We start from the raw sequence: 13,143 nt of genomic DNA, 5'->3' as shown, positions 1-13,143 counted from the left end.
CGTCACCGCATGGCCGGCACGGGTGCCGCGATGTCGCTGGACTCGCTGCGCACGGGCTTCACGTGCCGCAACGGCGCGCAGATCTGCCGCGCGCACGCGACGACGTCCGCATAGGCGGCCTCGATCGCCTCGAGCGTCGAGTCGCCGCGCTCCTCCTTGCCGCGCGCGCACGCGCGTGCGAGCCGGAATTCGAGCACCATCGCTTCGGACGCGATGCGCTCGCACGCGGCGCGGATTTCGGCGAACGGCCCGACGCAACCGCTGGCCTGCAGCCAGCGCGCGTAATGGCCGAACAGCTCGAAATTCGCGCCGAGCTGCCGCACCGAGTTGAACGAGTACGCGTGAAAATGCTCGAGCGGCGCATCGGCGAGCGTTCGCGCATCGGTCTGCAACTGCCGCCGGAACGCGGCGATCGGGTTGACGACCGGCAGGCGCCGCAGGTGGCGCTGCAGCGCGGCAAGCGACGTTTCGCACAGCTCGCGTTCGTCGAGCGGCGCAAACCGCCGCTTCGCGCATTCCACGTAAGGCGGCAGCGTCATCGGCGAGTTGCCGCCGACGAGCCCGTTGTAGTCGAAATCCTCGGCCACGTAATAGCCGCTGTTGTGGAAGTAGCCGATCTGGCGCTTCGCGCGGTCGATCGCATCGATGCCGATCGTCGTCTTCGTATGCTGCGTGCGGTAGCTGCTGCCGCGCGTATCGGGCAGGAACCATGCATCGACCTCGACGATCATCAGGTGGCCGCGCGCAACCTGCGTCTCGATGTGCTGGTCGAGCGGTTCGTAGATCGAGTGCTCCTGCACGACGATGCCGTACAGCCGCTCCAGTTCGTCGTGCGGAAACTTGAAGAACGTGAACTGGTCGCCCTCGAAATCGAGCGCGATCGTAAACGGCAGCGCCGCGTATGGATTGAAGCCCCACCACCGGAGCACCTCGAGCCACATGTCGACGTAGCAGTTGGTCTGCTTCCAGACCATCTCCTGGCTATGCAGCGGATGCGGCCGGTAGTGGCGCGCGCGGTGGCGCACATCCTCGAACGACGCGTGTTCGCCGTCGCGGGACACGAATCTCATGGCGTGCCCCACAGCACGTCGCGGACTTCGCGCGGCCAGCCCTCGATGTCGAAGCCGTGATGGCGGAACAGCGCGAGCGTGAGCCGTTCGAGGCCGAAGCCGACGCAGCCCGTATGCGCGACGTCGCCCGTCGCGGTGCGGATATCCCACAGCAGCCCGAAATGGTCCATGTGGTAGTTGAAGCTCAGGCACGCGGTCTGGCGATCGTCGTGCTCGATCGGGATCAGCAGCTCGAACTTCAGGTTCTGCTCGCGCTGGCTGTTGGCGACGATCTTGCCGCCGCGCCCGAAGAACGGATCGTTCGCGAGGTCGATCGCGTTGGGCAGGCGCAGCGCGTCGATCATCCGCGTGCCGCGTTCGATCCAGGTCTCGCGGAACGACACGATCTGCTCGGGCGTGCCGATCCGCACGTACTCGCGCATCCTGAACAACTGCATGCGGGTCGGGTCGAGCGACGGCTCGTGACGGAAGCAGTACGAGAAGACGTCGACGATCCGGCCGTCCGCCGGCAGCGCACCCGCGCGGGCGACGACGGGGTAGACCGGGTAGCACGCGGCGGGCGTCATCACGACGTAGGTCGGCTTCTGGCTTTCCGTCCAGTCGTCGCCGCGATCGAGGCACTGCAGTACGCGCTGGTGCTGGTGTTCGTCGCCGCAGAACGCATGCACGCTGCCCGCGAGTTGCGGAAAGCTCTTCATGTATTCGCTGCGCTCGAACTCGGTGCGGCTCATCGCCGGCGGGAAGCGCAGCACTTCGGCGTGCTGGTCGGCGCCGAGGCGCGTGACGAACGCGTCGAGCGCTTCGACGACGCGCTCGAACCGTTCGCTGCGGCCGAACAGGCCCTGGATGCCGGTCGAGACCAGCAGGCCCGCGTCGATCAGTGCGTCGCGCAGCGGGTTGACGCCCGCGCGGTCGATCGGTGCATCGGCGGGAGCGGAGGCGGCGGAGGGCACGGCAAGGCGATCGTTCACGTATGTTTCTCCAGCGTCGCAGGACGCAGCGCGAGCAGCAGGTTCGAGGTGTTGACGGCAATGCGGTCGTTGCTGATCATCAGCGGCGCCGCATGCAGGTCGCGAATGTGGCGGCCGATGCTGAACGGCGTGCCCTGCTTGTAGCCGGCCATCCCGCAGATCATCATGGCCTGGTGCGCGACTTCCAGCGCGGTCGTCGACACGTAGGTCTTCAGCGTGTTGATCTCGGCGGCCCGGGCCATGCCGGCCGACCACGAGCGCGACGCCGGGTTCGCATGAAGGCGCAGTACGTTGTCGACGCGGGCCTGCATCGCCTGCATCAGCGCGAGCGATTCGGCGATGCGCCGCGACGCGGGCGATGGCGCGCCGTCGGTCTGGCGTGCCTGCGCGCGGAAGAACTGGTGCGCGCGATGGAACGCATCGCCGGCCACGCCGATCCATACCGCGGCCCACAGGATGTGGGACACCGGCACCATCGTCTCCTCGGCGATCGTTGCGAACGGCACCGGCAGGCACTGGACGGCGGCGCCTTGCGCATCGAGCTCGAAGCCGTTGCTGCAGGTGCCGCGCATCCCGAGCGTGTCCCATTCGCCGCGGCGAGTGAGCGTGTAGCCGTCCCGCAGCAGCGTGACGAGCACCTGCTCGGAAGCCGGCGCGTCCGCATCGCGTCGTGCGGTCGCGAGGATGCCGTCCGCGTAGTCGCCATACGAGATCGTCGGCGCCGATTTGCGCAGCCGGAACTCGCCGCCGCTCGCTTCGAGCGCGCATTGGCTCGCGCGCAGGTTGCCGCCGACACCGTCTTCCGACGTGGCCGATGCGAGCAGCCACTGGTGGCGCACGAGCTGCTGCAGGAACAGCTTGTGCCAGCCTTGGTCGGCGGCATGATTGACGATGCAGGCGACCTGAATCTGGTGCATCGCGAATACCATCGCCGACGAGGCGCAGGCCTGGCCGAGAATCGAGCAGGCCGACGCGATGTCTTCCAGCGACGCGCCCGCGCCGCCGAGATGCGTCGGCACCATCGCGCCGAGCAGGCGGCGCGCGCGCATCGCCTCGATCGCCTCGACGGGGCAGCGCGCGTCGCGGTCGACCGCATCCGCGTGCTGCGCGGCGATCTGCGCGACGGCATGCGCGGCCTCGTCGAGCCGACGCGTATCGCTGTCGCTCGCGAGTTCGGGAAGCAGCGCGCTCATGCCGAATGCTCGGTGCGTTGCAGCGTGGCGATCGTGTCCGCGAGCGCGTCGATGCTGCGGAACAGGTTGCGGTTCAGCATCTCGTCGGGAATCTCGATGTTGAATTGCTTCTCGATCGCGAGCATCAGCTGGATCGTGTCGAGTGACGAAAGGCCCGCTTCGTAGAGGTCGTCCCCGTCGCCGATCGAATCGATCGCGGCTTCGAGATGGGCGACGTGTTTCAGGATGGTTCTGATTTCTTTTTTCACGTGCTGCTCCGGCGTGCGTGGTGTCGTCCGCTCGGGCAGACGCGCGACACGCGCTGACGTCCCCCCGGCAGTCCGGCATCAGTAGACCATTGGCAGACACGGCGTTCTGTTCGCCACCCTACAAACGGCTGACCCGGCAGGCAGGCGGCGCGACAGCGACGCCCGATGCGGCATGCCGATCAGGCGCGCGACGCGGCCGGCACGCCCGAATCGGCCGACAGGATGCGCTTCATCTCGTCGCGCACGATCGCGCGGCAGCCGCACGACATTTTTTCGAGGCCGGCGAGGTCGGCGAGCTCGATCGAGCTCCGGTACTGCCGGATCAGGCCCAGCTTCTGGATTTCGCCCGCAGCATCGGTGACCGTTTCGCGCCGCACGCCGAGCATCTGCGCGAGCATGCTGTGCGTCACCTGGATCTCGATGCTGCGGGTCCGGTCGTACGCGAGCAGGAACCATCTGCATAACTGATGTTTCAGCACGTGATGACGGCTGCAGAACGTGATCTGCGAGACCTGCGCCATCAGCAGCCGCACGCAGATGAACACGAGATGACGGATCACCGGCGAGGCGTCGAACGCCGCGGCGAACATGCGCCGGTCGAGGCGGTAGACGAAACCGTCGCGGCAGGCCACGGCGCGACAGGGCATCCGGCCGCTGCCGCCGATCACGTCGTCGCACACCACGCTCTCGCTGCCGATCTCCGCGACTTCCAGCGTCATGCCGCCGGACGACACGTACTGCAGCGAAATCGCGGTCGTGACGGGCAGGTAGACCGCGGTGAGCATTTCGCCGGGCTCGCAGAGCACTTGCCCCGATTTCAGGTGGACGAGTTGAAGGTGGGGGGCCAGCGTCGCGAGTTCGTCGCGGTCGATGGCTGCGAGAAACCGGTTCGCGTCGAAGCTGTGGGAAAGCTCGATCATGCCGTTCGCGTGTGCGACGGCGTCAGGGGCCTGGTGAGTCACGGCGCATCCTCGTAGGGTGGCGGTCACGCGTCGTCGCGGCGATATCCCGGGAATGGGGAATTCGCACGATCGTGCGGACTTGTGTTCGTCAAAAATGGAGTGACGATACTGGCGAAAAGGCTAGCACGCCATTGAAATCGATCAATTGCATATTACGTCATTTCACAAAGTTTGACGATTTAGACCGGCTGCAGACGTTATCCGGATTTAGTGATTCATTGCGGTGGAATTAATCATCCGGAAATGGAATGGGGCGCCTGTCATTCATTCGATGTCAACCGGGAATCAATTCTTCGGCGATGTGCGTCGTGTAACGAAACTGGTTGCCGGGCATTGAACACTCTTTGACAAATTAATGGTTCCAGCAATATTACTCATGAAAATCAATGGGTTGCTGGCGGAGTGTGCGGTGGCGTACAAAGCGGAAAATTAGTGTGTCGATTCAGATTTGAGACAGTTTCAAACGATCGTGTGACGCGTGGTGCCGGAGCGGAACGGTGTCCGGTACATCACGGAAACAATTGAAAATCGACTGTAAGTATATGAGCGACAAGCTACGTAGCCCGGTCGCACCGGCCTCGGGTCGATGCGGGGGAATTGATCAGTCAAATGGCGCGCAGTGTCCGCTACCGGGAAGAGTGTCCGGAAATGAGACGCTTTTTATGTCTTCTTTCCGCTAATTCGGTCGATCTAAATCCGGCGTGATTCATATATTAAGGACGGGCATGGTTTGGCACGTAAATCGCTTATTGGGGCTGGCGCGTTGAAACGGGACGGTCGACTCGATCCGGCGGCGAGAAGCCGATGGTCGGTTGGAATCAGGGTTGTGGCCGCAACTCCAGTCAACGTCCGGGCGCGCATCGCGATAACGAATTCCGTGCACGCGGCTGCAGGCGGTGCGGACGATAAAAGGGATACAGACATGCTTCATCTTCACTTGAGCTACTCGGCGAATGCCATCCTCGATGCCCTCCCCGAGGACAGCATCCGCACCATCGCACCGCATCTCGAACTGGTCAGGATCAAGGCCGGGATGCTCGACCGGGTCGGCGAGCCGATGCGCCACGTGCATTTCCCGACGACGTCGATGATGTCGGTGCAGCATTTGATGGAGGACGGTGCGATGGTCGAGGTCGCGCAGGTCGGCCGCGAAGGCGTGGTCGGGCTGGCGACGATGGTCGGTGGCGCCGCGGCGTCGCACCGGGTCGAGGTCCGCATCGGCGGGATGGCCTATCGCGTGCCGAGCTGCGTGGTGCGTGCCGAATTCGAGCGCTCGCCGGAAACCTACCGGCTGCTGCTCAACTACTGCCAGGCAGCGATGGCGCAGATCTCGCGCAGCGCGCTGTGCAACCGGCATCATTCGGTCAGCGAGCAACTCAGCCGCTGGCTGCTGCTTGCGCATGACCGCATCGACGGCGACGAACTGGCCGTCACGCAGCAGACGATCGCGAACATGCTCGGCGTGCGGCGCGAAGGCGTGACGGAAGCGGCGGGCAACCTGCAGGAAGCCGGGTTGATCCGGCAGCGCCGCGGCCGCATCACGGTGCTCGACCGCGACGGCCTCGAACATCACGCGTGCGAATGCTACAACCTGATTCGCGCGGACTATCGCAGGCTGCTCGGCACGCGCGGGACGGCGAGGCCGACTCCGACACCGGTTCGGCCCCGCATGCCGGACGCGCTTCGCGGGTTCCCGGCACATGGTGCGTGACGATGCTATCGAAGTCCGGTGGGACGAATTCGATGCGGCGTTCTGTGATCGCAGTTACCGACGCCGTGCTCGTGCTGACAGGCGCGCTTGCCGCGCAGGCGGCATCGGGCCTTGCGTGGCGCGAGCTGTCCGACGCGCAGCGCGGCGCGATCGCGCTGCTGTGCGTGCTGACCGTGGCCTTGCTGCCGCGCTATCTGCGCACCGTGCGTGGCGGCATGGCGCCGCAAGGCGGCACGCATGCACTGACGCAGACGATGGTGGCGCTCGTCTGCGCGAGCGTGCTGACGGTGACCGCCGCGATGTGGATCATGAATCGCGGCGGCACGATCACGACACCCTGGATCGTGCGCACGGTGCTGGCCGGCGACGCTGCGTTGCTGCTCGGCCGCGCCGCGCTGCTGGCGCTTGCGCTGACGCGTGACGACCCGCGCACGCGGCAGCGCCGCGTCGCGGTGGTCGGGGCGACGGCTTACGGGCGTGTCGCGGTCGAGCGGATGCAGCTGGCGCCGCAGGGGCCTTTCGTGGCGGCGTGCGTATTCGATGACGACGCCCAGGCTGCCTCCGGCGGCATCGGCGGCGTGCCGGTGATCGACGACTGGAACGCGTTGCGCGACCTGATTCGCGGCGGCGACATCGACGAGGTCTGGCTCACGCTGCCGATGTCGCACGAGTGGCGGATCCAGCGCATCGTCCGCGAGTTGCGCGACGAGTTCGTGGAGCTGCGGCTGTTGCCCGACGTGCGGCAGATGGCGGTGGTCGATCGCTCGGCGACCGACGTGCTCGGCATGCCGGCCATCAACCTCGCGACCACGCCGCGTTCGGCGCCGGAGCTGTGGGCGAAGTTCGCGTTCGACCGGCTGTTCGCATTCGGCGTGCTGATTCCATTGCTGCCGCTGCTGTCGATGCTGGCGATCGCGGTCAAGCTGTCGTCGCCGGGGCCCGTGCTGTTCAGGCAGCGCCGCAAGGGCGTCGACGGCCGGGAGTTCGACATTCTCAAGTTCCGGACGATGCGCGTGCATCGCGCCCAGCCGGGCGTGCTGAAGCAGGCGTCGCGCAACGATTCGCGCATCACGCGCGTCGGCGCGTTCCTGCGGCGTACGTCGCTCGATGAACTGCCGCAGTTCTTCAACGTGCTGTTCGGGCAGATGTCGGTGGTCGGCCCGCGCCCGCACGCGATCGAGCACGACGACCTCTATCGGCAATTGATCGACTGCTACATGTACCGCTACCGCGTGCGGCCCGGCATCACCGGATGGGCCCAGGTGAACGGCTATCGCGGCGAAACGCGCAAGGTCGAGGCGATGGAGGCACGTGTGAAGTTCGATCTGTTCTACATGCAGAACTGGAGCTTCTGGTTCGACATGAAGATCATCCTGTTGACGGTCGTGCGCGGCTTCATCGGACGCAATGCATTCTGAGGATCACGAATGATCGAGAAGCCGCAGCGCGAGCGATCGTCCCGACAGAGTCATGCCGGTTCGTGCGCGCGGACGAAGTGTGGTGGTCGTGCCGGAAATTGCTGCGCTGCGGTCGTGCCGGCGAGCGTCCGAGCGCGCACCGCAGGCCCGGATTATGCGTCCGGCCCCAGTTTCCGTACAGCTGCCGCTACTTCACGGGCACGCTGATTCCGGTCAACACACGCGTGTTCAATGGGTTTATCCTGCGTCGAATGCGTCCGGCGCTTCGTGTCGCCGGGCGCACATCCGGGCACGGTGGCAGGCGGTGACGCCGGCCCGCCGCGCACCGGTGCGACACCGCGCGCCGCAATGCGCCGCGCGGAACCCGGAACAGGAGAGACGGCCATGGCGCTCGACCCACAACAACGGCAGACGCTGAAACAGCGGCTGAACGAGAGCGAGCAGACGTTGCGTGCGGAGATCCGCGCGAGCGAAGACCAGCGTGCGTCGGAATCCTACGCAGATCTCGCCGGCGCGGCGCCGGACGAGGGTGACGAGGCCAATGCGGATCTGTTCGTCGACGTCGATCATGCGTTGATCGGCATGAAACTGACCGAGCTGCGCGCGATCGGCCGCGCCCAGCAGCGGATGCGCGACGGCAGCTACGGCGAGTGCATCGACTGCGACGGCTCGGTCGGCTATGAGCGCCTGATGGCGCGCCCGGCCGCCGAACGCTGCACGCATTGCCAGTCGATCTACGAGCGGCACTACGCCACGACGCCGCGCGCCTCCCTCTGACGTCGCCATCGTCGCCACCACGGCGCTGCACGCGCGGCGTGGCCGGCGTACGATGATGAACGGGCGCCCGGCGGCGTCAGCATGCGGCGCCGGGCGGGCAGACGCCGTCGCGCACGCGTGCGGCGCCATCCACGTGGAAGGGAGCCACGCCGATCATGCCGATCCACAATGCCGGGTGTGCGGCCGTGTTCGCCGAGATCGCCGACATGCTCGAGATCCAGGGCGCCAATCCGTTCCGGGTGCGTGCCTATCGCAACGCAGCACGGACGATTGCCGACTACGGGCGCGATATCCCGACGATGATCGCGAACGGCGACGATCTCGGGAAGATTCCGTCGATCGGGCCCGATCTCGCGTCGAAGCTGCGCGAGATCGCCGCGACCGGCACCTGCGAACTTCAGCAGACGCTGCGCCACGCGCTGCCGGGCGCGATCGTCGAACTGCTCGACGTGCCGGGGCTCGGCGCGAAGCGCGTGAAGGCGCTCCATGACGCACTGCATGTCGATTCGCTCGAGCAGCTTCGCGCGGAAGCGAAGAGCGGGCACGTGCGCGCGTTGCCGGGCTTCGGTGCGAAAACCGAAGCGCATCTGCTCGAAGCGATCGACGACCGGCTGAAGCGCGAACCCCAACGTTTCCTGCTGCCGGATGCGGCGCACTCGCTGCAGCCGCTGCTCGAACGCCTGCGTGCGATCGCAGGCGTCGGCAAGGCCGTGCCGGCCGGCAGTTTCCGCCGCCGCCGCGAGACGGTCGGCGATCTCGACATCCTCGTTACCGCAGGTGATCCGGTGGCCGTCGCCGACGCGTTCGTCGGCTATGGCGAGGTCGCGCGCGTGCTCGCGCACGGCAAGACGAAGTCGAGTGTCGTGCTCGCCAGCGGATTGCAGGTCGACCTGCGCGTCGTCGATGCCGATGCGTTCGGCGCGGCGCTCGTCTACTTCACCGGATCGAAGGCGCACAACATCGCGCTGCGCAGGATCGCGCAGGCCGGCGGGCTGAAGATCAACGAATACGGCGTGTTTCGCGGCGACGAACGGATTGCCGGCGCGACCGAGGCGTCGGTCTACGCGGCGATCGGGTTGCACGACGTGCCGCCCGAGTTGCGCGAGGATCGCGGCGAGATCGACGCCGCGCGCGCGGGCACGCTGCCCGCACTGGTCGAGCGCAAGCACGTGCGCGGCGACCTGCATGCGCATACCGATGCGTCAGCCGGCCGCGACAGCCTGCGTGCGATGGCCGATGCGGCACGCGCACGCGGGTTCGCGTACCTGGCCATCACCGACCGGGCGCCGCATGCCGGCGGCAGCCGCAGCGACTTCGACTGGCTTGCCCGGCAGATCGACGAGATCGATCGCCTCAACGCGTCGTTCGACGATTTGGTGCTGCTCAAGGGCGTGGAGGCCGGCATTCGGGAGGACGGCAGCCTCGACGTGCCCGACGCGATGCTCGGCCGGCTCGATCTCGTGGTCGGCGCGGTACGCGACGGCTTCGAACTGTCGCGCGATGCACAGACCGCGCGCATGCTGCGTGCGATGGACCATCCGCATTTCACGATTCTCGCGCACCCGACGGGCCGCGTGCTCGGCGAGCGCGATGCTTGCGAACTCGACGTGCCGCGCGTGATCGCGCACGCCGCGGCGCGCGGTTGCTTCGTCGAACTCGATGCGCAGCCGCGGCGGCTCGACCTGCCGGACGTCTGGTGCCGCGAAGCCGCGAAGGCCGGCGTGCTGGTGGCAATCGGCTCGGATGCGTGCAGTGCGGACGAACTCGACAATCTGGCGTACGGCGTCGATCAGGCGCGACGCGGCTGGCTTACGCGGCCCGACGTGCTGAACACGCGCACGCTCGCGCAATTGAGGCCGCTGCTGGCACGCACGATGGGAGCGGGCAGCGCGTCGAATCGCAGCGGCGGCGCGAAGGGCGCGTGAACGCAGCCGCCGGCGCGTGCCGTCAGCGGCCGGCCGGTCATGAATGCGGTCACGTCATGCCAGTACGCCCGCCGCCGGCACATAGGGCAGGCCGAGCGCCAGCGCGACGGCTTCGTACGTGATGTGTCCGTCGCATACGTTCAGGCCCGCGCGCAGATGCGGATCGTCGATCATCGCCTGCTTCCAGCCCTTGTCGGCGAGCGCGAGCGCATGGGTGAGCGTCGCGTTGTTCAGCGCGAAGGTCGACGTGCGCGCGACCGCGCCGGGCATGTTCGCGACGCAGTAGTGCACGACGCCGTCCACGACGAAGGTCGGGTCCGCGTGCGTCGTCGCATGCGAGGTCTCGAAGCATCCGCCCTGGTCGATCGCGACGTCGACGACGACCGCTCCCGTGCGCATCGTCGCGATCATGTCGCGCGTGACGAGCCGCGGCGCCGATGCGCCCGGCACGAGCACGGCGCCGATCACGACGTCGGCATCGCGCACGGCTTCGTCGATCGTGTGTGCATTCGAGCAGACGGTCGCGATCCGGTTGGCGAAAACGAGGTCGAGCTGGCGCAGCCGGTTCACGTTGGTATCGAGCACGGTGACGCGTGCGCCGAGGCCGACCGCCATCTGCAGGGCGCCGGTGCCCACCACGCCCGCGCCGAGCACGACGACATGCGCGGCCGGCACGCCGGGCACCCCGGCCATCAGCAGGCCACGCCCGCCGCGCGGGCTTTCGAGATGGGTCGCCGCGACCTGGATCGACATGCGCCCGGCCACCTCGCTCATCGGCGCGAGCAGCGGCAGGCCACCACCGGGGCCCGTCACGGTTTCGTACGCGATGCAGACGGCGCCGGACTTCACGAGCGCGGCCGCCTGGTCGGGATCGGGCGCGAGATGCAAATACGTATAAAGGATCTGGCCGCGTCGCAGCATCGCGCATTCCGCCGGCTGCGGCTCCTTGACCTTGATGATCATGTCGGCGCGCGCGAAGACTTCGTCGGCGCCGTCGCAGAGCGATGCGCCCGCGGCCGTGTAGTCGTTGTCGAGCAGGCCGATCGCCGTGCCCGCGCCGCGCTGCACCAACACGCGATGGCCGTGCCGCGTCAGTTCGCGCGCGCCGGCCGGCGTGAGGCCCACGCGATATTCGTGGTTCTTGATCTCTTTCGGCACACCGATCAGCATGAGTCGCCTCCATGGCCTTCGTTATCGTTGTCGTGCAGGTGCGCATGCGGCGAACGGTGCACGTGCGGCCGATCGCGCAGGGGCGTATCGGCGCAGGACTGGAATATCAGGGTAGTAGTGCGCGGAGGGAAGTCAAGCGGCCGTGCCGCGTGCACAGGCGCGCGCACTGCATCGCAACATGCGCGGTTCCGGGTGGCGGGTTGCGACCGGAGGTCGCAATGCACGTGGTCCCGGGTTTCGGTATCGTCGCATGTGTCGCGGACCGGGGCCGCGTGCCGGAACCTTGCCGGCGACACATCGAGATAACGAGACAACGACACGAGGACATCGACTGACATGACCGGAGCGTACTTCAGCGTGCCGACGCTTTGCGCAATTGCGCTCGTTCACGTCTACTGGGCGTTGGGCGGGCGGCGCGGCAAGGGGGCGGCCATTCCGGAGCAGGACGGCGAGCCGCTATTGCGGCCGACCGCCATCGGCACGCTCGCGGTCGCGGTGGCGTTACTGGGCGGCGCGTGCGTGGTTGCCGCGCGTGCCGGCTGGCTGGGGCCGAACACGTATCCCGGCACGATCTCGTTCGCGGTCGTTGCGTTCGCACTGATCTTCGCGGTGCGGGCCGTCGGCGATTTCCGTTACGTCGGCTTCTTCAAGCGGATTCGCGGGTCGCGTTTCGCACGCATGGACACGCTGTATTACTCGCCGCTTTGCGCGGCGCTGGCGCTGTCCATCGCGTCGATGTTCTGGCCGTGGTGAGCGCGCGTCTCAGCGCGCGGGCCCGTCGATCTCTTTAAGAAATTCCGCCGGCACGGTGTCGGTCAGCCATACGCCGCTTTCCGCGACGAAGAACGTGTGGCCTTGCCGATGCATGCGTTGCGCATCGACTTCGAGTATCGCAGGCACGCCGTAGCGTGTGCCGACGGCCAGCGCCGTCCGGATATCCGGCGACAGATGCACGTGATGACGGGCGCCGGGTTTCAGCCCTTGCACCCGAATCGAATCCAGGAAGCGCGTCGCCGTGCCGTGATACAGGCGCTCGGGCGGCGGCGCGGTGGGATAGCGGCGCTGCACGACGGGCGTCGAATGGCCTTGGACCGCACGGATGCGACGGCCGTCGTCGGAAAGGGCGAAGCGCTGCTTGTCGTTGGTCGCGCAGACGGTTTCGAGCGTCGCACGATCGAGGTGGAGCCCGCGGCGGGCAGCGCCGGTAAGCAGTGCATCGATATCGGCCCAGCCTTCCGGGTCGAGTTGCAGCCCGATCGACTGCGGTGCGTGGCGCAGCAGGTAGCTGAGATATCGGCTGATGCCGGTCGCGTCGGTCGCCGGCAGTTCATTCTTCTGGTGTGGTTTCATCAGACGCGGAGGCTACCAGAGCACCACGCAAAAGGGCGCTCCCGGGTACCCCGCGTGGCTGGAAAGAGACAACCTTTGGCGCCGCTCGCCACACGACAATCGTCGACCTGACGCCCCTCATCAGTCGGCGTTCACGCGATCCTTGCCGATTCCGACTCCCCGATTTTTCAATTGTTGCGATTTTCGATGCATTGAATTGCACTGATACGACACTCATTGGAACCGGTTCCATCTATAATTCGCGGCACTTGTCGCCGGACCCGCAAGAGGGTCGTGCACGTCGCGCTTGCTGTCGGCAAATGCGGCGTCTAAGTTGAATGAGGGTCGTGAGCGATGAGGGGCAGATGC

12 protein-coding genes are annotated in these 13,143 nt (G+C 66.8%); 5 read left to right on the top strand and 7 right to left on the bottom strand.

The annotated features are described in order from the left end of the window. Positions 1 to 2 precede the first annotated feature (2 nt). The 5 genes from CFB47_RS26045 to CFB47_RS26025 all read right to left on the bottom strand — a co-directional run bounded on the left by CFB47_RS26045 (position 3) and on the right by CFB47_RS26025 (position 4,444). Positions 3 to 1,070, bottom strand: coding sequence for a DUF1839 family protein (locus tag CFB47_RS26045; protein ID WP_089463554.1), 1,068 nt, complete (start codon positions 1,068 to 1,070; stop codon positions 3 to 5). Further along, positions 1,067 to 2,041, bottom strand: coding sequence for an amino acid--[acyl-carrier-protein] ligase (locus CFB47_RS26040; protein ID WP_089458061.1), 975 nt, complete (start codon positions 2,039 to 2,041; stop codon positions 1,067 to 1,069). Before CFB47_RS26040 ends, CFB47_RS26045 begins: the two co-directional genes overlap by 4 nt. Continuing rightward, positions 2,038 to 3,234: an acyl-CoA dehydrogenase family protein gene (locus CFB47_RS26035; protein ID WP_089442641.1), complete on the bottom strand. Its 1,197-nt coding sequence runs from the start codon at positions 3,232 to 3,234 to the stop codon at positions 2,038 to 2,040. Before CFB47_RS26035 ends, CFB47_RS26040 begins: the two co-directional genes overlap by 4 nt. Then, a complete protein-coding gene (locus CFB47_RS26030; RefSeq protein WP_089442640.1) occupies positions 3,231 to 3,482 on the bottom strand; it encodes an acyl carrier protein in 252 nt (83 codons plus the stop codon). Before CFB47_RS26030 ends, CFB47_RS26035 begins: the two co-directional genes overlap by 4 nt. Before the next feature lie 179 nt (positions 3,483 to 3,661). Beyond that, positions 3,662 to 4,444 carry a Crp/Fnr family transcriptional regulator gene (locus CFB47_RS26025; RefSeq protein WP_179243727.1) on the bottom strand — a complete coding sequence of 261 codons (783 nt, stop codon included), beginning with the start codon at positions 4,442 to 4,444 and terminating at the stop codon, positions 3,662 to 3,664. A gap of 922 nt (positions 4,445 to 5,366) precedes the next feature. Here CFB47_RS26025 and CFB47_RS26020 point away from each other — a divergent pair. From CFB47_RS26020 to polX, 4 genes are all read left to right on the top strand, one after another. Further along, entirely contained in the window at positions 5,367 to 6,155 is a 789-nt protein-coding gene (locus CFB47_RS26020) for a Crp/Fnr family transcriptional regulator (protein ID WP_089462746.1), read from the top strand. Between the two features lie 32 nt (positions 6,156 to 6,187). After that, positions 6,188 to 7,573 carry an undecaprenyl-phosphate glucose phosphotransferase gene (locus tag CFB47_RS26015; RefSeq protein ID WP_089463553.1) on the top strand — a complete coding sequence of 462 codons (1,386 nt, stop codon included), beginning with the start codon at positions 6,188 to 6,190 and terminating at the stop codon, positions 7,571 to 7,573. A gap of 384 nt (positions 7,574 to 7,957) precedes the next feature. Next, the gene (locus tag CFB47_RS26010; RefSeq protein ID WP_089462745.1) at positions 7,958 to 8,350 is read left to right on the top strand and encodes a TraR/DksA family transcriptional regulator; all 393 of its coding nucleotides are present in this window, start codon (positions 7,958 to 7,960) and stop codon (positions 8,348 to 8,350) included. Positions 8,351 to 8,505: 155 nt separating this feature from the next. Beyond that, the gene (gene polX / locus CFB47_RS26005) at positions 8,506 to 10,275 is read left to right on the top strand and encodes a DNA polymerase/3'-5' exonuclease PolX (RefSeq protein WP_089462744.1); all 1,770 of its coding nucleotides are present in this window, start codon (positions 8,506 to 8,508) and stop codon (positions 10,273 to 10,275) included. 54 nt (positions 10,276 to 10,329) lie between these two features. On the opposite strand, the gene ald is transcribed toward polX, so the two are convergent. Then, the gene (ald, locus tag CFB47_RS26000) at positions 10,330 to 11,445 is read right to left on the bottom strand and encodes an alanine dehydrogenase (RefSeq protein WP_089458064.1); all 1,116 of its coding nucleotides are present in this window, start codon (positions 11,443 to 11,445) and stop codon (positions 10,330 to 10,332) included. A gap of 336 nt (positions 11,446 to 11,781) precedes the next feature. Here ald and CFB47_RS25995 point away from each other — a divergent pair, with 336 nt between their 5' ends. Beyond that, on the top strand, positions 11,782 to 12,198 hold the full coding sequence (locus tag CFB47_RS25995; protein WP_089458066.1) for a DUF3995 domain-containing protein: 417 nt from the start codon (positions 11,782 to 11,784) through the stop codon (positions 12,196 to 12,198). Between the two features lie 9 nt (positions 12,199 to 12,207). Here CFB47_RS25995 and CFB47_RS25990 read toward each other — a convergent pair whose 3' ends face one another. After that, the gene (locus tag CFB47_RS25990; RefSeq protein WP_089462743.1) at positions 12,208 to 12,795 is read right to left on the bottom strand and encodes an RNA 2'-phosphotransferase; all 588 of its coding nucleotides are present in this window, start codon (positions 12,793 to 12,795) and stop codon (positions 12,208 to 12,210) included. Between the last annotated feature and the right edge of the window lie 348 nt (positions 12,796 to 13,143).

The organism is Burkholderia sp. AU27893 (assembly GCF_002223205.1).
In the GTDB taxonomy this organism is placed as follows: domain Bacteria; phylum Pseudomonadota; class Gammaproteobacteria; order Burkholderiales; family Burkholderiaceae; genus Burkholderia.
Note: the sequence above shows the minus strand (reverse complement) of the source record. Positions and strands in the feature narration are given on the sequence as shown.